At 68.6% G+C, this 20520-nt stretch carries 20 protein-coding genes; 12 read left to right on the top strand and 8 right to left on the bottom strand.

The window, feature by feature from the left end; genetic code table 11:
* Nucleotides 1–73: 73 nt before the first annotated feature.
* Together trmL and PV762_RS10025 are read right to left on the bottom strand one after the other, a co-directional pair.
* The gene (gene trmL, locus PV762_RS10030; protein ID WP_421034894.1) at nt 74–544 is read right to left on the bottom strand and encodes a tRNA (uridine(34)/cytosine(34)/5-carboxymethylaminomethyluridine(34)-2'-O)-methyltransferase TrmL; all 471 of its coding nucleotides are present in this window, start codon (nt 542–544) and stop codon (nt 74–76) included.
* 37 nt (nt 545–581) lie between these two features.
* Complete coding sequence (locus PV762_RS10025; RefSeq protein WP_421034893.1) at nt 582–1376, bottom strand: ComF family protein; 795 nt, start codon at nt 1374–1376, stop codon at nt 582–584.
* 21 nt (nt 1377–1397) lie between these two features.
* Between PV762_RS10025 and PV762_RS10020 the strand changes: the two genes are divergently transcribed.
* The 7 genes from PV762_RS10020 (at nt 1398) to PV762_RS09990 (ending at nt 7380) form a co-directional block, all read left to right on the top strand.
* Nucleotides 1398–2315 carry a biotin synthase gene (locus tag PV762_RS10020; protein ID WP_421034892.1) on the top strand — a complete coding sequence of 306 codons (918 nt, stop codon included), beginning with the start codon at nt 1398–1400 and terminating at the stop codon, nt 2313–2315.
* Between the two features lie 279 nt (nt 2316–2594).
* Complete coding sequence (gene coxB, locus PV762_RS10015; protein WP_421034891.1) at nt 2595–3779, top strand: cytochrome c oxidase subunit II; 1185 nt, start codon at nt 2595–2597, stop codon at nt 3777–3779.
* Nucleotides 3780–3804: 25 nt separating this feature from the next.
* A complete protein-coding gene (ctaD, locus tag PV762_RS10010; RefSeq protein WP_421034890.1) occupies nt 3805–5436 on the top strand; it encodes a cytochrome c oxidase subunit I in 1632 nt (543 codons plus the stop codon).
* Between the two features lie 26 nt (nt 5437–5462).
* A complete protein-coding gene (locus PV762_RS10005; RefSeq protein WP_421034889.1) occupies nt 5463–5582 on the top strand; it encodes a cytochrome oxidase small assembly protein in 120 nt (39 codons plus the stop codon).
* Nucleotides 5579–6193: a cytochrome c oxidase assembly protein gene (locus PV762_RS10000; RefSeq protein ID WP_421034888.1), complete on the top strand. Its 615-nt coding sequence runs from the start codon at nt 5579–5581 to the stop codon at nt 6191–6193. The genes PV762_RS10005 and PV762_RS10000 overlap by 4 nt, the downstream gene beginning before the upstream one ends.
* Before the next feature lie 25 nt (nt 6194–6218).
* Nucleotides 6219–6470, top strand: coding sequence for a DUF2970 domain-containing protein (locus PV762_RS09995; protein ID WP_421034887.1), 252 nt, complete (start codon nt 6219–6221; stop codon nt 6468–6470).
* A 25-nt stretch (nt 6471–6495) separates the two neighbouring features.
* Nucleotides 6496–7380 (top strand): cytochrome c oxidase subunit 3, encoded by an 885-nt coding sequence (locus tag PV762_RS09990; protein ID WP_421034886.1) that lies wholly within the window; start codon nt 6496–6498, stop codon nt 7378–7380.
* Nucleotides 7381–7487: 107 nt separating this feature from the next.
* On the opposite strand, the gene PV762_RS09985 is transcribed toward PV762_RS09990, so the two are convergent.
* Complete coding sequence (locus PV762_RS09985; protein ID WP_421034885.1) at nt 7488–7697, bottom strand: DUF2909 domain-containing protein; 210 nt, start codon at nt 7695–7697, stop codon at nt 7488–7490.
* Between the two features lie 85 nt (nt 7698–7782).
* Here PV762_RS09985 and PV762_RS09980 point away from each other — a divergent pair, with 85 nt between their 5' ends.
* Genes PV762_RS09980 through PV762_RS09960 form a run of 5 tightly spaced genes read left to right on the top strand, consistent with a single transcriptional unit; the run spans nt 7783 to nt 12116 of the window.
* A complete protein-coding gene (locus PV762_RS09980) occupies nt 7783–8571 on the top strand; it encodes an SURF1 family protein (protein ID WP_421034884.1) in 789 nt (262 codons plus the stop codon).
* 12 nt (nt 8572–8583) lie between these two features.
* Nucleotides 8584–9312 (top strand): SCO family protein, encoded by a 729-nt coding sequence (locus tag PV762_RS09975; RefSeq protein WP_421034883.1) that lies wholly within the window; start codon nt 8584–8586, stop codon nt 9310–9312.
* A gap of 19 nt (nt 9313–9331) precedes the next feature.
* A complete protein-coding gene (locus PV762_RS09970) occupies nt 9332–10531 on the top strand; it encodes a COX15/CtaA family protein (protein WP_421034882.1) in 1200 nt (399 codons plus the stop codon).
* A complete protein-coding gene (gene cyoE, locus PV762_RS09965) occupies nt 10528–11436 on the top strand; it encodes a heme o synthase (protein WP_421034881.1) in 909 nt (302 codons plus the stop codon). The genes PV762_RS09970 and cyoE overlap by 4 nt, the downstream gene beginning before the upstream one ends.
* A 50-nt stretch (nt 11437–11486) precedes the next feature.
* A complete protein-coding gene (locus tag PV762_RS09960; RefSeq protein WP_421034880.1) occupies nt 11487–12116 on the top strand; it encodes an SCO family protein in 630 nt (209 codons plus the stop codon).
* Between the two features lie 187 nt (nt 12117–12303).
* Here the strand turns inward: PV762_RS09960 and rpoH are convergent, their stop codons facing one another.
* The 5 genes from rpoH to PV762_RS09935 form a co-directional block, all read right to left on the bottom strand.
* Nucleotides 12304–13218, bottom strand: coding sequence for an RNA polymerase sigma factor RpoH (gene rpoH / locus PV762_RS09955; protein WP_421034879.1), 915 nt, complete (start codon nt 13216–13218; stop codon nt 12304–12306).
* Nucleotides 13219–13375: 157 nt separating this feature from the next.
* Nucleotides 13376–16114 (bottom strand): CHASE domain-containing protein, encoded by a 2739-nt coding sequence (locus PV762_RS09950; protein ID WP_421034878.1) that lies wholly within the window; start codon nt 16112–16114, stop codon nt 13376–13378.
* A gap of 88 nt (nt 16115–16202) precedes the next feature.
* Entirely contained in the window at nt 16203–17618 is a 1416-nt protein-coding gene (locus tag PV762_RS09945; protein WP_421034974.1) for an efflux transporter outer membrane subunit, read from the bottom strand.
* Nucleotides 17619–17733: 115 nt separating this feature from the next.
* Nucleotides 17734–19365: an MDR family MFS transporter gene (locus PV762_RS09940; RefSeq protein ID WP_421034877.1), complete on the bottom strand. Its 1632-nt coding sequence runs from the start codon at nt 19363–19365 to the stop codon at nt 17734–17736.
* The gene (locus tag PV762_RS09935; RefSeq protein WP_421034876.1) at nt 19358–20434 is read right to left on the bottom strand and encodes an HlyD family secretion protein; all 1077 of its coding nucleotides are present in this window, start codon (nt 20432–20434) and stop codon (nt 19358–19360) included. The genes PV762_RS09940 and PV762_RS09935 overlap by 8 nt, the downstream gene beginning before the upstream one ends.
* Nucleotides 20435–20520: the final 86 nt, after the last annotated feature.

Here is a 20520-nt window from a genome sequence, read left to right as displayed (position 1 = left end):
GGCCGCTGGCCCTCACCCCCGACCTCTCCCGCGGTGCAGGTGACGGAGTGTCGAGAGACCGTGGCGTTGGCGGTCAGACGCCGTCGACGTAGCCGTTCTGGCGCCATGCTTCGAAGACCGCTACGGCCACCGCGTTGCTGAGGTTCAGGCTGCGTTGTCCGTCTCTCATCGGCAGGCGCACGCGTTGTTCGAGCGGAAAGCTGTCGCGCAAGGCCGTCGGCAGGCCGGCCGTCTCGCAGCCGAAGACCAGCCAGTCGCCGGGTTTGAGTTCGACCGACGGCAGCAGCCGGCTGCCGCGCGTCGTGAACGCGAACAGGCGCGTCGGCTCAGGCTGCTCCACGGCCATGAAGCGGTCCCAGTCCGCATGTCGCAGCACCGGCGCGTACTCGTGATAGTCGAGACCGGCGCGCTGCAGCAGCTTGTCTTCCATCGAGAACCCCAACGGCTCGATCAGGTGCAGCCGGCAGCCGGTGTTGGCCGCCAGCCGGATCACGTTGCCGGTGTTGGGCGGAATCTCCGGATGGACCAGCACGATGTTGAACATGGGACGGTGCTCTTTCGACAGGGCTCAAGGCGTGGCATCAAGGGGTGCGGGCGACGACCCAGGCCTGCACGTCGCGAGCGCCGGCACGGCGCAGGGCCAGCGCGGCCTCGTGCAGCGTGGCGCCGCTGGTCATGACGTCGTCGACGATCGCGACGCGCAATCCGTGCACCGGCTTCACGACGGCGAACGCGCCGCGCAGGTTGCCGCGGCGCTCGTCGAGCGGCAATTGCGCCTGCTGGTCGGTGTGACGCACGCGCATCAAGGTCAGCGCGCAAAGGCGTGATTGTCGCTGCACCTGCACCTGCACCTGCACCTGCACCTGCGAAGGTGACTGCCTCTCAGCGGGGAGGATCAGCCGCCGCGCGATCTCATGCGCCTGGTTGTAGCCGCGCTCGCGCAGTCGCTGCGCGGACAACGGGACCGGCATGATCAGATCGGGCGGCTCGACCCGCGCGAGTTCGAGTGCCCTCGACAGCCGGGCGGCCAGCAGCGGTGCGTGTTCCAGACGTTCGCCGAATTTCAGCCCGAGCAGCAGCCGGTCCCACGGAAACAGGTAGTCCATTCCCGCGACGCAACGCGACAACGGCATCGGATGCGACGCGCAACGTCCGCAGCGCATCGCCGCGTCCGTGGCGCGCGTACCGGCCGGCAGCCGCAGGGCGCAGCGTGCGCAACGCGGCCCCGCGTCGACCGGATGCAGCGCCTCGCAGTCCTCGCACAGTGCGCCCCGGCACCAGCACCGACAGAACGTGCACTGTCCCGGCCAGAACCCCGCGAGGCCGCTCGCCATCGAGGATCGCGCCAATGCCCGGCGACGGAACAGGTCAAGCATGGCCGCCTACAATCCCGCCCCATGACTGGAGATGAGGCCTTGCCGCCGGGCACACAGCAGATCGCGGCGGGCGCGGCGCTCCGGCAGCGCCGTCGCCTGTCCGCTTCGGACCAGGCTCCGTGGCTGCATCAGGAAGTGGCCTCGCGCATGCTGGACCGGCTGTCGGTGATCCGCCTCCAGCCCACGGCCGTGCTGCAGAGCCGACCCGCCCTCGGCGGCGGCGACGAAGGCCTCCGCGAGCGCTACCCGCAATCGACGCAGCTGTGGCTCGAACCCGACGCCGAGGTGCGCGCGCTGCTCGAGAAGCGGCTCAGGCGCGGCTTCATGCAATCGATGGTGGACAAGCTGCGCGGCAGCGCGCCGACCGAGCTCATCACCGAGCCGCCCGCCGGCGCCGCGCAACTGGCGTGGTCCAACATGGAACTGCACGCCGAGGCCGACAAGCCCGCGCTGGTGAAGACCTGGCACGCCGGCCTCGCGGTCGAAGGCTGCCTGATGTTCTCCTGCCTCGGCCCGGACAGCTTCATCGAACTGCGTCCGATCTTCGCCCGCGAGGGTTGGGGCCCGCCGGCACCGGACTGGGTCGACATGCACGACCTCGGCGACCTGCTCGTGCATGCGGGCTTCGCCGATCCCGTGATGGACCAGGAACATCTGAAGCTCACCTGGGGCTCGCCGCAGGATCTGCTGCGCGATCTGCGCGCACTCGGCGGCAACCTCGCCCCGGCCCGGCTGCGCGGTCTGCGCACGAAAGCCTGGCGCGAACGGCTCCTGCGCGCGCTCGAGTCCCTGCGCGGTCCGGACGGCCGCCTGTCGCTGAGCATCGAACTGGTCTACGGTCATGCGTTCAAGCCTCAACCGAAGCTGAAGGTGGCGGCCACGACCGAGGTCTCGCTGGACCAGATGCGGGCGATGGTGCGCGGCGCGGGCAAACACTGACCCCCATGCTTCGCAGGCTCGGCTAGCCCCGCGTTTCCAGAGGGCGGGAACGCACCATTCTGCGGGTAATCCTGGGCGGTTTGGCGCGTCGCGCCCAGTCATAGTGCGCCAGGGGGCTGGGCTAGAATCCGCCCCCGACTGGAGTACGTCTGCTGGCCCCGTAGGTTTCCGCCATCGCTTGGCGCCGGAGCCCGCGCTACGAGCGGGCTCGAGCGCCGAAGCCGCCTGGAAGAGACCTGGGTGACAAGAGCTTGAGAAAGACTGGATAAAGAGACGACCATGACGATTGAACACAGTTGTGTGCAACTGGGGCGCCGCTGCAGCCAGCTCGCGTTCGGCCTGACGGCCGCGCTGGCCAGCCAGGTCGCCTTGGCGGTCAACGATCTCCCCGGAGGTCCGGCCGTCAACCAGCTGAATCTGCACCCGCCGGTCACCAAGATCGCGCACGAGCAGATGTGGCTGCACAACATGATGCTGATCCTCTGTCTGGCGATCTTCATCGCCGTGTTCGGGGTCATGTTCTATTCGATCTTCAAGCACCGGAAGTCCAAGGGCGCCGTGCCCGCGAACTTCCATGAAAGCGTGAAGGTCGAGATCGCGTGGACCATCGTGCCCTTCATCATCGTCATCCTGATGGCGCTGCCCGCGACCAAGGTCGTCGTGGCGATGAAGGACACCACCAACTCCGACATCACGATCAAGGCCACCGGCTACCAGTGGAAGTGGGGCTACGACTACCTGAAGGGCGAGGGCGAGGGCATCGGCTTCGTCTCGACGCTGGACGCCTCGCACCGCGCGCTGTCGGACTCCGGCCATCCCGGCCAGGTCGACAACTACCTGCTCAAGGTCGACAACCCGCTGGTGGTGCCGGTCGACAAGAAGATCCGCATCATCACGACCGCGGACGACGTCATCCACGCCTGGATGGTGCCGGCCTTCGGGGTCAAGCAGGATGCGATCCCGGGCTACGTGCGCGACACCTGGTTCAAGGCCGAGCAGACCGGCGACTTCTACGGCCAGTGCGCCGAGCTCTGCGGCAAGGAGCACGCCTACATGCCGATCCACGTCAAGGTGCTCAGCGCCAAGGACTACAGCGCCTGGGTCGGCGAAGAGCAGAAGAAGATCGCCGCCAAGGCGGACGATCCGAGCAAGGTCTGGACGATGGACGAGCTGATGGCCCGCGGCCAGAAGCTGTTCGACGCGAACTGCGCGGTCTGCCACAAGGCCGACGGCAAGGGCGCGGGCCAGTTCCCGGCGCTGGACGGCTCGGCGATCGTGAAGGCCGAGGACCACGCCCAGCAGCTGCACCTGGTGCTGAACGGCAAGGGCCAGATGCCGGCCTGGAAGACGGTGCTCAAGGACAGCGAGATCGCCGCCGTCGCGACCTATACGAAGAACGCCTGGTCCAACAAGACCGGCCAGATCGTGCAGCCGTCGGAAGTCGTGGCCGAACGCGCCAAGTGACCCGAACCGCCACCGAGGATTTGACATGAGTGCAGTGCTCGACCACCCGACCGGTCATGCCCATGACCATGACGATCACCACGACCACCATGCCCCCACGGGCTGGCGGCGCTGGGTCTTCGCGACGAACCACAAGGACATCGGCACGATGTACCTGCTGTTCAGCTTCACGATGCTGATGATCGGCGGCATCCTGGCGCTGTGCATCCGTGCCGAGCTGTTCCAGCCGGGCCTGCAGTTCTTCAATCCTGAGCTGTTCAACCAGTTCACGACGATGCACGGCCTGATCATGGTGTTCGGCGCGATCATGCCGGCCTTCGTCGGCTTCGCGAACTGGATGATCCCGCTGCAGATCGGCGCGTCGGACATGGCCTTCGCGCGGATGAACAACTTCAGCTTCTGGCTGATGATCCCGGCGGCGCTGATGCTGGTGGGCTCGTTCTTCATGCCCGGCGGCGCGCCGGCGGCCGGCTGGACGCTCTATGCGCCGCTGACGCTGCAGATGGGCCCGTCGATGGACGCCGGCATCTTCGCGATGCACATCCTGGGCGCGTCCTCGATCATGGGCTCGATCAACATCATCGTGACCATCCTCAACATGCGCGCCCCCGGCATGACGCTGATGAAGATGCCGATGTTCGCGTGGACCTGGCTGATCACCGCCTACCTGCTGATCGCGGTGATGCCGGTGCTGGCCGGCGCGATCACGATGACGCTGACGGACCGCCACTTCGGCACCAGCTTCTTCACGCCCGCGGGCGGCGGCGACCCGGTGATGTACCAGCACATCTTCTGGTTCTTCGGCCACCCCGAGGTCTACATCATGATCCTGCCGGCCTTCGGCATCGTGAGCCAGATCGTCCCGGCCTTCGCCCGCAAGCGCCTGTTCGGCTATGCCTCGATGGTGTACGCGACGGCCTCGATCGCGATCCTGTCCTTCATCGTGTGGGCGCACCACATGTTCGCCACCGGCATGCCGGTGACGGGCCAGCTGTTCTTCATGTACGCGACCATGCTGATCGCGGTCCCGACCGGCGTGAAGATCTTCAACTGGCTGGCGACGATGTGGCGCGGCTCGATGACCTTCGAGACCCCGATGCTGTGGGCCGTCGGCTTCATCTTCGTGTTCACGATGGGCGGCTTCACCGGCCTGATCTGCGCGGTCGCGCCGGTCGACATCCAGATCCAGGACACCTACTACATCGTGGCCCACTTCCACTATGTGCTGGTCGCGGGCTCGCTGTACGCGCTGTTCGCCGGCGTCTATTACTGGGGGCCGAAGTGGAGCGGCGTGATGTATTCGGAGACGCGCGGCAAGATCCACTTCTGGGGTTCGCTGATCTTCTTCAACGTCACCTTCTTCCCGATGCACTTCCTCGGCCTGGCCGGCATGCCGCGACGCTACGCCGACTACCCGATGCAGTTCGCCGACTTCAATGCGCTGGCGTCCATCGGCGCCTTCGGCTTCGGTCTGATGCAGGTCTACTTCTTCATCGCCGTGGCCATCCCGATGATGCGCGGCAAGGGGGAGAAGGCGCCGCAACGGCCGTGGGAAGCCGCTGAGGGCCTGGAATGGGAAGTGCCGTCGCCGGCGCCGTTCCACACCTTCGAGACGCCGCCCAAGCTGGACGTGACGGCCACGAAGATCGTCGGCTGACCGGCGCCGGTCCAAGGGAACGAGCCATGGCCCTGACACCCGAGCAACGCAAGAGCAACCGGCGGCTGGGCCTGATCCTGGCCAGCGTGGCCCTGGTCTTCCTGGTCGGCTTCGTGGTGAAGATCGCGTTCCTCGGCGTGTCATGACCGGGCCGACCAAGCGCGCCACCTGGATCCGCAAGGAGAACCTGCGGATGACCGGCAAGTTGCTGGTCGTGGTGGCGGTGATGTCGTGCTTCGGCTACGCGTTGGTGCCGATGTACCGCGCGATCTGCACGGCGCTGGGCATCAACGTGCTGTCGCTGTCGGAACGCCAGCACGCGGTGCGCGCCGAGGACGTGAAGAACACGCAGATCGACTACAGCCGGACGATCTCGATCGAGTTCGACGCCAACGCGCGCGGCCCGTGGGATTTCAAGCCGGCCAAGCGCCACCTGACGGTCCACCCGGGCGAACTGACGACGGTGATGTACACCTTCCAGAACATCCAGGCGCGGACCATGTCGGCGCAGGCGATCCCGAGTTACGCGCCCAAGCAGGCGACGCCGTATTTCAACAAGCTCGAATGCTTCTGCTTCAACGAGTACACGCTGAAGCCGGGCGAGCAGAAGGAATGGCCGGTGGTGTTCGTCATCGACCCGAAGATCCCGAAGGACGTGCGCACGATCACGCTGTCGTACACCTTCTTCGAGGTCGCGGGGAAGGGCAAGGCGCAGGCGGCCGCGCCGGTCGATGTGAAGGTCGGATCGGGCGCCTGAGCGTCCCGGGCCGGTGGAAACGACGATGTCCGATGACCTGCAGCCGGGCGAGGATCTGAAGCGGGCGATGCGCCGCAAGGGCTCCCTGCTGGGGACCTTCCGGGCGGTGGCCTGGTCCTTCTTCGGCGTGCGCAAGGGGTCGGGACACGAGGAAGATGTATCGCAGCTCAATCCGCTGCACGTGATCGTCGCCGGCGTCATCGTCGCGGCGATGTTCGTGGTCGGATTGATCCTGCTGGTCCGCTGGGTGGTGAGCAGCGGTGCGGCAATGAACTGAGAACCGAGTTCGAGGAGAAGAACGCATGTCGGCAACGACGACTCATGGCAACACGCCTTATTACTTTGTGCCCGGCCCGTCGCGGCATCCGGCGATGGCCGCGTTCGGGCTGTTCTGGGTGATCCTGGGCGCGGGCCAGTGGATCAACGGCCACGACTGGGGCAAGTGGTCGCTGCTGTTCGGGCTGCTGTGGTGGGCGTTCACGCTCAAGCAGTGGTTCGGCGACGCGATCCGCGAGAGCGAGAGCGGCCAGTACAGCGACCGCATCGACCTGTCGTTCCGCTGGAGCATGGGCTGGTTCATTTTCTCGGAGGTGATGTTCTTCGCGGCCTTCTTCGGCGCGCTATTCTGGTCGCGCGGCTACAGCATCCCGACGCTGGGCAGCCTCGACAACGCGCTGCTGTGGCCCGACTTCAACGGCCTATGGCCGAGCGTGGCGGCCGGTGCGACGGCCTCGCCGGCGGGCACGGTGGATGCGTTCGCGACGATGGGCCCGTGGCCCATCCCGACGATCAACACCGCGCTGCTGCTGACCTCGGGCATCACGCTGACCATCGCGCACCATGCGCTGATCGCCGGCAAGCGCGCGAAGACGATCGCCTGGATGTGGACGACGGTGATCCTGGGCGTGACCTTCCTGGGCTTCCAGGGCTACGAGTACTGGCACGCGTACCAGGAACTGAACCTGAAGCTGAGCTCGGGCATCTTCGGCTCGACCTTCTTCATGCTGACCGGTTTCCACGGCTTCCACGTGTTCGTGGGCATGCTGATGCTGCTGTTCATCACGTTGCGGCTGATGAAGGGGCACTTCACACCGGATCGCCACTTCGGCTTCGAAGGCGCGGCCTGGTACTGGCACTTCGTGGACGTCGTGTGGCTGGGCCTCTACGTCATCGTGTACTGGCTGTGACCGCGCTTCACAGCGCGATCCCCTGAATGAAGAAGCGCCGCTCGATGCGGCGCTTTTCTTTTCCGGCGGTCGGATCAGGCGATGATCGACCGCCGGTCAAGGACCCTTCATTTCCCGATCGGCAGTCCGGTGGGGTGGATCCATCCCATCCAGGCGCTGAAAAGGATGAACAGGAACAGCGCCACCGACAGCCCGACGCGCACCGCCAGTGCGCGGGCCATGGTGGCCTTGCCCTTCTGCTTGCGCAGCATCAGGACGCCGGCCGAGAAGAGCGCGGCCAGGATGCCGATGAACGCGATGAGGACGATGACTTTCATGGCGGACGATTATTCCCATCCAGGCCCTTCGGGGCCATCGGGCCGGGCCCGAAGGCCCCAGGCCAGAGGGCGTCAGGCTGTCGTGGTGATCGCGACCGTCGCCGGCGTGGCGGCGGCGCTGTCGCTCGGGGCCTGGCAACTCGATCGGGCCGATCAGAAAAAGACGATGCAGCGGGCGATCGACGAACGCGGGCAGGACGCGCCGCTCGCGACCGCCGCGCTGCCGTCCGCGGATCAGCCGCCGCCGTCGGGGCTTGAACATCGTCGCGCAGTGCTGACCGGCGAATGGGAGACGGCGCACACGGTGTACCTCGACAACCGCGTGATGGACGGCCGCACCGGCTTCTACGTGGTGACGCCGCTGAAGCTCACCGGCCGCCACGACGCGATCCTGGTGCAACGCGGCTGGGGTCCGCGCAACGTGGCGCAGCGCGAGGCGTTGCCGCCGATCGCCACGCCGACGGGCGAGGTGCGGATCGAAGGCCGCTTGGCGGCGTCCGTGTCCAAGGCCTATGCGCTGGGCCGGGACGCGGAGACGGGGCCGATCCGGCAGAATGTGGACCTCGCGGGCCTCCAGGCCGAGACCGGTCTGCGGCTGCTGCCGCTGGTGCTGCTCCAGACGGAGCCGGAACTGGCAGCGCCGACGGTCGGCGCGCCTGCGTCGGTCCCCGGCGCGGAGGCCGCCGACGGCCTGCACCGGCACTGGCCGCCGCCCGCGGTCGACATCCACAAGCATTACGGGTACGCGTTTCAATGGTTTGCGCTTGCGGCGCTGATCCTGGGTCTTTATGTCTGGTTGCAAGTCCTCGCTCCCTACCGCGCTGGCCGAGCCGCCCGTGCCACCAAGGTCTCCGATGAACAGCGTCTCCCGTGAACGGCGTCTCCCATGAGCAGCGCGATCCGCGATGAGCACGACCACGGTCGCGATGCCGCCCCGGCGCCGACCGACACCCCGCTGCCGCCTGACGGTCCGGTGACGATGGCGGTCCATTCGGTGCCGGTGCCCGACCTCGATCCGCCCAAGCGATCGCGCTGGACGCTGTGGCTGGTGATGCTGGTCTGCGCGGCGCCGGTGATCGCGTCGTACTTCAGCTTCTATGTGCTGGACCTGCGCGGTCGCGCCTACAGCGACCTGATCACGCCGACGCGCGATCTGCCGTCCGCGATGGCGCTGACGACGCTGCAGGGCGCGCCGGTGAGCGCCGAGTCGCTCAAGGGCCAATGGCTGCTGACCTACGTGCCGGACCGGGCCTGCGATGAAGGCTGCGAGCGCATGCTCTTCATGCAGCGCCAGCTGCGCGAGATGCTCGGCAAGGACCGCGACAAGCTCGACAAGCTGGTGCTGGTGCCGGACGACGTCACGCTGACGCCGGCGCAGATCGACGCCCTGACCGGTCACGGCGCGCCGGCGACGGTGCTGCGCGCCCCGCGCTCGGCGATCGAGGGCTGGCTGATGGCCGCGCCGGGACGCCGCATGGGCGAGCACCTGTTCCTGGTCGATCCGATGGGGCGATGGATGCTGCGTTCGCCGGCGACGCCGGAGCCGTCGCCGCTGAAGAAGGACCTCGAGCGCCTGATGCGCGCCAACGCCGGCTGGGACAAGCCCGGGCGGTGATGACGAGGACGACCCGCGCATGAACGGATTGGCGATCGGTTTCGATTTCGAGCCGCTGCTGGAGCTGCTGGCGATGGCCGCGCTCGTCGGCGCGGTGCCGCTGGTCTGGTGGCAATGGCGGCATCGCGGCGATTCCGCGGCGAAGCGGCTGCGCGCGCTCACGCTGCTGGCGACCTTCCTGACCTTCGACCTGATCCTGATCGGCGCGCTGACGCGGCTGACCGATTCCGGCCTCGGCTGTCCGGACTGGCCCGGCTGCTACGGCAGCGCCTCGCCGATCGGCGCGAAGGCCGAGATCCTCGCCGCGCAGTCGGCGATGCCGACGGGGCCGGTGACGCACGGCAAGGCCTGGATGGAGATGCTGCATCGCTACATGGCGGGCGGCGTCGGTTTCCTGCTCGTGGTGCTGGTGATCCTCAGCTGGTGGGTGTGGTCGCGCGGCCGCCGCACCGGCGAGACGACCCCGTCGCCGTGGTGGGCGACGCTGTCGCTGGTGTGGATCCTGGTGCAAGGGGTCTTCGGCGCCTGGACGGTGACGATGAAGCTGTTCCCTGCCATCGTGACGACGCACCTGCTGCTGGCGCTCGGGCTGCTGATGCTACTGGCGTGGCAGGCCGAATCGTATGCACCGAAGCCGCTGACCTGGCCCGCCGGCTTGAGACGCGCATTCGCGGCCTTCACGGTGCTCGCGATCGTGCAGGTCGCGCTGGGCGGCTGGGTCAGCACGAACTATGCGGTGCTGGCCTGCCAGGACTTCCCGACCTGCCAGGGACAATGGCTGCCGCCGACCGACTTCGAACATGGCTTCACGCTGTGGCGCGAACTGGGTCGCGGCGCCCACGGCGGCTGGTTGCCGTTCGAGGCGCTGACGGCGATCCACCTGGCGCATCGTGGCGGCGCGATGATCGTGTTCGCCGCGTTGCTGGCGCTGGCCTGGGCGCTGTGGCGCCAGGGCGGTGTCGAGGCCGGCGGTGAAGGGCTCGAAGCCCGGCGCTGGGCGCGCCGCCTGCTGGCGGTGGGCGCGTGGCAACTGGCCTCGGGCTTGTCGAACGTGGTGCTGGGGTGGCCGCTGGTGGCTGCGCTGGCCCATACCGGCGGCGCCGCGGCGCTCCTGCTGATGTGTGCGATCGTGCTGGCGCGGCTGCGTGCCGGCCGGACGACCACTGTGATTGAGCCGGCGCCGGTGCGCGCCGGCATCCTGACGATGGGTTCGAAATGAGTTCCGCGACGCAGGCCGCCATGCCCTCCCGCTGGTGGCAGTTCTACCAACTGACCAAGCCCCGGGTCGTGCAGCTGATCGTGTTCTGCGCGTTCATCGGCATGGCGCTGGCGATCCCCGGCCTACCGCAGGGCGACGAGTGGGTGCGGCTGATCGCCGGCACCGGCGGCATCTGGCTGGTGGCGGGCGCGGCGGCGGCGTTCAACTGCCTGATCGAGCAGCACATCGACGCCAAGATGAAGCGCACCGCGTGGCGTCCGACCGCGCGCGGCGAGCTCAGCCGCAACCAGACGTTGCTGTTCTCGGGCGCGCTGTGCGCGTTGGGGTCGGCGATCCTGTACGTGCTGGTGAACCCGCTGACGATGTGGCTGACCTTCGCGACCTTCGTCGGCTACGCGATCATCTACACGATGGTCCTGAAGCCGACGACGCCGCAGAACATCGTGATCGGCGGCGCGTCGGGCGCGATGCCGCCGGTGCTGGGCTGGGCGGCGATGCGCGGCGAGCTGGGCTCCGAAGCCTGGCTGATGTGCCTGATCATCTTCCTGTGGACGCCGCCGCACTTCTGGGCGCTGGCGCTGTACCGCAGCGAGGATTACCGCAAGGCCGGCCTGCCGATGCTGCCGGTCACGCACGGCAACGAGTTCACCCGGCTGCAGATCTTCCTCTACACCTGGATCCTGTTCGCGGCGACGCTGCTGCCTTTCCTGACGGGCATGAGCGGCTGGATCTACCTGGCTGCGGCCCTCGTGCTGGGGCTGATGTTCTGCTACTACGCCTTCAAGCTGTGGAGAGCATATTCGGAAGCGCTGGCGCGCAAGACCTTCATGTTCTCGCTCCTGCACCTGTCGCTGCTCTTCGGCGCGCTGCTGCTGGACCACTACGTCAGTCCGTGGATCAGTTGAGCTGACTCGGACGACGGACCTCGGAACCTTCCTTCGGATCGGATGTACGGATGATCTCGCGACGTTCTCTCGGACTCGGCGCCCTGGGTTCCCTGGGCGCCCTCGGCGCGGCGACGCTGCTGTCGGGCTGCGACAAGCTGGGCTTCTCCTCGGCGCCCAAGGCCAGCTTCCAGGGCGTGGACCTGACCGGCGCGGCCTACGCGCGCGGCTTCAGCCTGCCCGACCAGAACGGCAAGACGCGCACACTGGACGACTTCAAGGGCAAGGTCGTGGTCGTGTTCTTCGGCTTCACGCAGTGCCCGGACGTCTGCCCGACCACGCTGGCCGAACTGGCGCAGGTCAAGAAGGCCCTCGGGCCGGACGGCGACAAGGTCCAGGGCGTGTTCGTCACCGTGGATCCGGAACGCGACAAGCCCGAGCTGCTGAAGGCCTACCTCGACAGCTTCGACCCCGGCTTCGTCGCGCTGCGCGGCTCGCCGGAGCAGCTCAAGGAGACGGCCAAAGAATTCAAGATCTACTACGCCAAGGTGCCGGGAAAGACCCCCGACAGCTACACCATGGACCACACGGCGGCCAGCTTCCTGTTCGATCCGCAAGGACGGGTGCGGGTGTTCTCACGCTACGGCGCGGGCGCGCAGGCGTTGATGAGCGATATCAAGGCGTTGATCGCTGGGCAGTAAACCAGCGCTCGGCCTGCGGGGGCCAGGGGGCCGGCCCTCATACGTGTCACATGTTCCACAAATCGGGTCAACCCCCTGGCCCCCGCAGGCCTCAGGCACGGGTGGTGGTGGCATCGAAAAAGACAAAGGCCCCGCATCGCGGGGCCTTCGTCATGGGGCGTCTATCAGGCGATCGAGCAGGCTCGGATCAAGCGGCTTCCGCCACCATCGCCTTGCGCATCTTCTTCATCGCAGCGACTTCGATCTGTCGGACCCGCTCCGCGGAGACCTTGTACTCGGCCGCCAGCTCGTGCAGCGTCATGCCGCCCGAACCGTCGTCGTTGACGTTCAGGTAACGCTCCGTGACGATGCGGCGGCTGCGGTCGTCCAGCAGGTCCAGCGCCTTCTGCAGGCCGTCCGTGGCCAGACGGTCGCGGGACCGGGACTCGATCACCCGCGTCGGTTCCTGCGCGTCGTCCGCCAGGTAGGCGATCGGCGCGAAAGTCTCCCCGTCGTCGTCGGTCTGCGGTTCCAGTGCCACATCGCCGCCGGAGAGCCGCGTCTCCATCTCGACCACGTCCTCGGGCTTGACGTTCAGCTCTTCCGCCACCAAGGCGATCTCGGCTTCCGTCAGCGAGGTGCGCTGCTGGTTCTCGGCGTGTTCCTTCAGCGCGTGCTTCTTCGAGCGCAGGTTGAAGAACAGCTTGCGCTGCGCCTTGGTCGTCGCGACCTTGACCATGCGCCAGTTCTTCAGGATGTACTCGTGGATCTCGGCCTTGATCCAGTGCATCGCGTACGAGACCAGGCGGACGTTCTGCTCCGGATCGAAGCGCTTGACCGCCTTCATCAGGCCCACGTTGCCTTCCTGGATCAGGTCGCCCTGCGGCAGCCCGTACCCCAGGTACTGGCGCGAGATCGACACCACCAGCCGCAGGTGCGACAGCACCAGCCGGCCGGCCGCGTCCACGTCGCCATGCGTCTTCAGACGCGTGGCGTAATCCTTCTCTTCTTCCGGCGTCAGCAGCGGGATGTGGTTGATCGCCGTGATGTACGCATCCAGGTTCCCGAGCGACGGCACCAGGGACCAGGGATCGCGGACCTTCAATGCAAGGGTGTTGGACATGGGTTCGTTGCTCCTGTATCGGGGCGGTCCTCCGACCCGACGCCAACGATATTAGCACTCATGCGGGAGGAGTGCTAAGGCTCGCCAGATCGGCTGGGTCACGGGAGGGCTACCCTTGAAACCGAGTGTGAGCCTGCCGTCTTAGGACCGACTTAAGTCATTGATCTACCGAAGAAATCGGAAGATCAAAGCTGAAAGTGGCCCCCTCGCCGGCGATGCTGGCCACCCGCAGGCGGCTGCCCATCAGCGCCAGCAGCCGCTGCGTGATCACCAGCCCGATCCCCGTCCCCTCGATGGCGCCCACCTCGCGCCCCAACCGGTTGAAGGGTTGGAACAGCTGCCCCATCTGACCCTCCGTGAGGCCGGGGCCGGTGTCGCTCACGCTGAGTTCAACCTGCGAATCGTTGATGCGTCGTGCCCGCAGCCGGACCCGTCCGCCCTCGTGGTTGTACTTGACGGCGTTGCTGAGGAGGTTGGTCAGGACCTGCTTGAGCCGGGTGGCGTCGGCGCGCAGCCGGCCGGCGTCGGGCGCGAGCTCGACGTCCACCGCCACCCCCCGACGCTGGCGCTGGGTCTCGATCATCGCCAGGCTGTCCGAGACGATGGGCGCCAGGTCCTGGTCGTCGATCTGCACGCGCAGGCCGCCGGCGTCCAGGCGCGACAGGTCCAGCGTGTCATTGATCATGGCCAGCAGGTGCCAGCCCGATTGCTGGATCTGCGCCAGCCAGCCGCGCTGCCGCGCGCTCAGCGCCGACTCGGGGTCCGACTCCAGCAGTTGCGAGAAGCCCAGCATCGCGTTCAGCGGGGTGCGGAGCTCATGGCTCATCCGGGAGAGGAACTCGTTCTTGGCGCGGTTGGCCGCGAGTTCGGCCTCATGGATGCGCTCCAGCTCCGCGAGCCGGAGCTGTTCGCCGATGTCCTCGACCACGCCCAGCAAGCGCGACGGCTGGCCCTGCGCGTCGCGCAGCAGGCTGACGGTGGACCGGACGGTGATGACCTGACCCTGGCCGCCGATGTAGCGCTTGACGCGGCTGTAGCGACCGAGTTCGCCCCGGATCAGCGCCATGCCGAGCCGGCTGTCCTCGGCCCGGTCCTCGGGATGGGTGATCGCCAGGATGGAGCGCGCCTTCAGCTGCTCGAGGCTCATGCCCAGCAGCTGGCAGAAGTAGGGGTTGATCTCCTGAGGCCTGGCGTTGAGGTCGCAGGTAACCACGCCGATCGGCGCGTGTTCGACGATGTCCCGGAAGCGCTCCTCGCTGGCGCGCAGGCGGTGGGTGGCTTCCTCGACCCGCCGGGCGACCCGCGCGGTGCTGCCGGTGACGGACAGCAGCAGCAGGCCCAGCAGCGCGGTGCCGGCCAGACCCGCGATCGCGAAGGGCAGGGCGGCGCCGCCGTCGAGCATCGGCAGCCCGGACGGGTTGTAGACGACCAGCCGCCACGCGCGCCCGGCGAAGTCGAAGTCGCGCGAGCGGCTCGGCAGCGCGGCCGGCAGGCGCAGACAGCGCTCGTCGCCGGCCAGCAGCGGACGACGGCTGCCGGCGGTGACGTCGATCAGGCAGTAGTCCAGCCGACCCTTGCGCGCCGCCAGCGCGTCGTGCAGCAGCGTTTCGGGCCGCAGCGTCGCGAAGGCCACGCCGGTGGGCCGGCGGGCGCGGCCCGCGGCGTCGCGGAGATCGGTGGAGCCGCCCTCATAGAGCGCGCGGTAGACCACCACGCCCATCAGCGTCACGCCCGCGTCCTGAGACAGCGGGAAGCTCTCGCTGGCCGCCGGCTGGCCGGTCGCCATCGCGCGTTCCTGCGCGGCGCGCGCCTGCGGGATGTTGCGGACGTTGGCGCCCATCGCCGGCCGGTTGCGGGCGAACGGCGCGATCAGGCGGATCGGCAGCCGGTCTTCGGCGGGGTTGGGGGTCAAGTCGCCCGGCCGGCGCCGTTCATACACGCGATAACCGACGTAGCCGTCCGCCTGCGCCGCCTTCTCGAAGGCGGGCAGGTCCTGCGGACGCACCAGCGGCGCCCAGCCGACCGCGTACACGGCGCCGCCGGCGCGGGCCCGCTCGGCATGCGCGCGCTCGAAGTCGACGCGGCTGATGTTCGGCGCAACCAGCAGCAGGCTGTGGTTGGCCTCCAGCGCGGTCAGCGGCATCGACAGCGTGTCGGACAAGGTGTTCAGCGCATTGACCGCTTCCAGGTCGAAGGCGTGACGCCGACGTCCCTCCTCGTTCCGGGCGACATGCAGCGTGGCGCCGAACAGCAGTGCGCAGGCGATCAGCATGGGCAGCGCCACGCTCAGCCGTCGCGGCGCCCAGTGCTTGCGCGGCAGACCGAACAGCGCCAGCGATACGGGCGCGCCGATCAGCACGCCGATCGCGTCGCCCACCCACCACGCGAGCCAGTGCGGGATCACCTGCGCCGGTCCGATCGCGCCGGTGATCCACAAGGCGGCGACGCCGACGCTTGGCCCGACCAGACAGGCGATGCCGGCGGTCGCGACCAGGAAGCGCACCAGTTCTGCGGGTTCGCACAGCGGGGGATGGTCGCCGGTCCAGCGTCTGGCGAGCCAGGCGCCCAGCCACGCCTGCGCCGCGCCGCCCAGGCCGACGAGCACGGGCTGCAGCGGCTGGACGTGCGAGCGGTCGAGTCCGATCGTGAGGCTGACCGCTGCGCCGCCGATCGCGATGCCCGGCAGCACGCCGGGTCCCCAGCGCAGCGCGGCGGCGACCGCGAGTCCGGCGGCGGGATAGATGGGGGAAACGAAGTCCGGCGGCAGGATCAGCTTCAGGGACAGGACGCCGAGCGCGAGGTAGGCCAGCGCGAGGGCGACGTTGAGCAGGGCCGACCGGACCGCGGCGCCCGTGGCGGTCCCGGCAGACGGAGCGGGGGAGGACGCATCGGTCATGAGCGCCAGCCTACCCCCGCCCGAAGGTGCCCGATACGGCGGATTGCCCCCCGGATCGGGCGCTTGTCCTGCGAAACCAACGACGGCGTCAGGTCGGCAGATCCCAGCCGAGGCCGAGGCTCTTCTGCAAGGCCACGAAGTCCTTCAGCAGGGCGGTCTCGCCGTCCAGCGCCTTCAATCGTGCCTCGGTGTCGCGGCGTTGCGCGTCGAGCAGATCGATCTGGCTCGCGGCGCCGGCCTGGCGACGTTGCCGGGTCAGATCCAGCGTGCGCGATGTCGAGCCCTGCTGCGCCAGCAGATGCTGGACCGACTGACGCTGTCTGCCAAAGCGGGCCAGCGAGGTGTTCGCATCCTGCAGGGCAGCGAGCACCGCGGCCTTGTAGTTGGCGACGGCTTCGTCTCGGCCCGCTTCGGCCTCGCGCACCGCGGCTGCTGTCCGGCCGAAGTCGAGGAAGTTCCAGCTCAGGTAAGGCACGGCGGCCAGCGCGAGGTGGTCGGTGCGCAGCAGCTTGCCGGGGTCGGTGCCGGCGACGCCGATGTTGCCCAGCAGGCTGAGCTTGGGGAAGTACTTCGCCTTCTCCTGGCCGATCTGCGCGTTGCGGCCGGCGAGACGGCGCTCGGCCGCGCGGATGTCCGGACGGCGCTGCAGCAGGGCGGCGGGATCGCCGATGGCGACGCTGTCCGGCGCATGAGGCAGCGCGAGCGGCCCGGACTGCGAGGCGGCCAGTGGTTCGTCGAGCGCGCCGGGGGCCTGTCCCGTCAGCAAGGCCAGCCGGTCGAGCGAGGCGGCGATCTCCGCCGCCACGTCGGCGAGCGAGGACTGCGTCGCCTCGGCCTGCTGGGCGCGTTGCTCCACGTCGTCGGCGCTCGCGACGCCCTGGTCGCGCCGCTGGCGCACCAGCGTCAACGCCTGCGCGTCGAAGGCAGCCGTGTCGCGCAAGAGCGCCTGCCGACGCTGCTGGGCGCGCAGGCCGACGTAGGTCGATGCGACCTCCGCCGTCAACGAGACCTGCGCATCGGCGAGGTCCGCCTGCACGGCCTGCGCCTGCGCGGAGGCGGCCTCGACCGCGCGCCTGGTGCCGCCGAAGAGGTCGACTTCCCAGGTCGCGTCGAAGCCGACGCTGTAGAGATGGAGCGAGTTCTCGTGGTCGGTGCCCGGGCCTTGCCAGACACCGACGCCGAGCGCCGACGCCGAGCCCTTCGGACGACCGTTGGCTTCCTGTTCGTTGAACGCGGCGCGCGCGGAACGCAGACGCGCTTCGGCGGCCTGCAGCGTCGGGCTCTGGCTCAGCGCCTGGTCGACGAGTCCGTCGAGCGTGGCATCGCCGAGCGCGCGCCACCACTGCGCCGCGACCGGCGCTGAAGCGTCGTCGGAGGTCGGCGCCGTCGCGCCGGTCGACGCGTCGTCGCGCTTGAAGCGCGGTTGCTGGAGCGCATCGGCCGCGACGGCCGGCGCGCCCTTGTAGTCGGGACCGACCGTGGTGCAGCCGGCGAGCAGCAGCATCGCCGCTGCGGCCGCCACGGCCGACAGCGTCGTGAGCGTGGTGAGCCGGAGCGGTCCCGACAGCCGGAAGCGGGAGAGCGGAGCGGAAAGGAGCGGAAAGTGGAGCATGGGAATCTCAATGCGCGTCGTTGGACACCGGCGCCTTGCCGGGCTGCAGCGGTGTCTTGAGCGTGAGCGCGAGCGGGACGCAGAGCAGCAGCGCGGCCGCGAGCACGTAGAAGGTTTCGGAGAAGGTCATGACGCTGGCCTGCTGATGGATGGTCAGCACCATCTCCTTCATCGCCTGCAGCTGCGCGTAGGCGAAATCGCCGACCTGCGCGAAGTGGCTCGCGGTGCTGCCGGCCAGGCGTTCCTGGACCAGCGTGGCGTTCGCGTTGAGCGTCTCGCCGAGCCGGTCGATGTGCAGGCTGTTGCGGCGGTCGATGAAAGTGCCGATGACGGCCAGGCCGACCGAGCCGCCGAGGTTGCGCGCCATGTTGTAGATGCCGGCGGCGTCGCCCGATTCCTCGCGCGTGACCGTGGCCATCGACGCCTGGTTGAGCGGCATCATGCAGAGCATCTGTCCGACGCCGCGCAGCAGCTGCGAGCCGACGAAGTCGTGGCCGACGCTCTGGGCGGTGAGGCTGATGTCGAGCAGGCAGCTCGCGGCGAAGGCGGCCAGTCCCAGGATGACCATCACGCGCAGGTCCACGCGCGAGATCAGCCGCGGCAGGATGGGCATCATCAGGAAGGCGGGAAGCCCTGCCAGCAGCATGATCGCGCCGGACTGCTGCGCGTTGTAGCCGGCGATCAGCGCCAGGAACTGCGGCACCAGGTAGGAGATGCAGTACAGCCCGGCGCCGACGGTGAACACGATGACGATGACGCTGGCGTAGTGCCAGTTGCGCATCAGGCGCAGCCGCAGGATGGGCTTGGCGGCGTAGTGCTGCGAGAGCGCGATCATCGCCATGCCGATCGCGGAGACGAGGCTCAGCGCGATGATCAGCGAGGACTCGAACCAGCGCTCGCGCTGACCTTCCTCGAGGACGACGGTCAGCGTCGACAGCCCGACCGCGAGGCCGACGATGCCCAGCCAGTCGGCGCGGATGAACTCCTCCAGGTGCATGCGCTGCGCGGGCAGGCCGAGCAGGAGCAGCGCGAGCAGCGCCGCGCAGACCGGCACGTTGATGAAGAAGCACCAGTGCCAGCTGGCGTTCTCGGTCAGCCAGCCGCCGAGCACCGGCCCCAGCAGCGGCCCGAGCAGCACGATCAGCCCGAACAGCGTCATGCCGACCGGGAGCTGATGCCGCGGCAGTCGGGTGCGGATGATGGTCTGCGCGGTAGGGATCATGGCGCCGCCGGTGAAACCCTGCCCGATGCGGGCGAGGATCAGCATCGGCAGGCTGCCCGAGAGGCCGCACAGCACCGAGAAGAAGGTGAACAGCGCCGCGTTGCCGACCAGGAAGTTGCGCAGCCCGAAGACGCGCGTGAGCCAGGCGGCCAGCGGGATCATCACGATCTCCGACATCAGGTAGCCGGTCGAGATCCAGGTGCCCTCGGTGCCGGTCGCGCCGATGGCGCCCTGGATCTGCGGCAGCGCCGAGTTGGTGATCGAGATGTCCAGCGTCGCCATCAGCGCGCCGAGCGCGCCGGCCGCGACGGCGATCCAGTCGCCCGTGCCGGCGTTGGGCTCGGCGTGCGGGGCGGCTCCGGGAGCGTTCGACGCGCCTTGCGCACCGGGCACGGCCGACGGGGCGGCCTCAGCCATGGCGGGCTCCGCGGGTGTCGACGTCGGTGGTCACGGAGAGTCCGGGCAGCAGGCGATCGCGCAGCGCGGAATCCGCCTTCGGATCGAGGTCGACCCGGATGCGCACCGGCACACGCTGGACGATCTTCGTGAAGTTGCCGGTGGCGTTCTCCGACGGCAGCAGCGCGAATTGCGCGCCGGTGCCGGGCGAGAAGCTCTCGACGGTGCCGTGCAGGTCGAGGTCGGGCAGGGCGTCGACGTGCAGCGTCACCGGCTGCCCGGCGCGCATGCGGCCGATCTGCGTCTCCTTGAAGTTGGCGACCAGGTAGACGTCCTGCGTCGGCACCACGGTCATCATCCGCGTGCCCGGTTGCACGAACTGCCCGACGCGCACGGTCGTGTCGCCGATGCGGCCGTCGATGGCGGCGCGCACGACGGTGTCGTCGACGTCGAGGTGGTTCTGGCGCAGCGCGGCCTCGGCGGCCTCGACCTGCGCCTTCGACTGCGCGACCTGCGCCTCGCTCGACTTCAGCCGGCCGTCGGCGGCCTTCACCGCGGCCTCGGCGGCGGCGAGGCTGGCGACGGCTTGGTCGCGGTTGTTGCGCAGCTCAGCCAGGCGTTCTGCGGTCGTCGCGCCGGTGGCGGCCAGCGGCGTGTGGCGCGTCACCTCGTCCTGCGCATGCGCCAGCGCCAGGCGCGAGGCTTCGGCCTGGGCGCGCGTCTGCGCGAGCTGGCCCTGCTGCTGGAGGATGTCCGCCTCGAAGCGGCGGATGTCGGCCTTGCGGCCGTCGATGGTCGCCTTCGACTGGTCGGCGGCGGCCTGGTACTGGCGCGCGTCCAGCTTCACCAGCGGATCGCCGCGCTTCACGGTCTGGTTGGCGACCACGTAGACCTGCGTCACATAGCCGCCGACCTTGGGCGCGGCGGTGACGCTGTCGGCCTTCAGGTAGGCGTCGTCGGTGGTTTCGATGAAACGGCCGGTGGTCCACCAGTGGACGCCGTACGCGCCGGCGGCGACGAGCGCCGCGACGGCGACGGCCAGCAGCACGGGCCTGCGGTTCGAAGAATTTCCGGAGGTCTGGGAAGACATGGGGGAGCGCCGGGTCGACCGGTTTGCAGAATTATTCCGGTCGCTATCTTTTTCCAGTTGGAAGATTTCTGTCAACTGGTATATTT

This window comes from Mitsuaria sp. CC2 (assembly GCF_048957715.1).
In the GTDB taxonomy this organism is placed as follows: domain Bacteria; phylum Pseudomonadota; class Gammaproteobacteria; order Burkholderiales; family Burkholderiaceae_C; genus Roseateles.
This window is presented reverse-complemented; position numbering and strand designations above follow the sequence as displayed.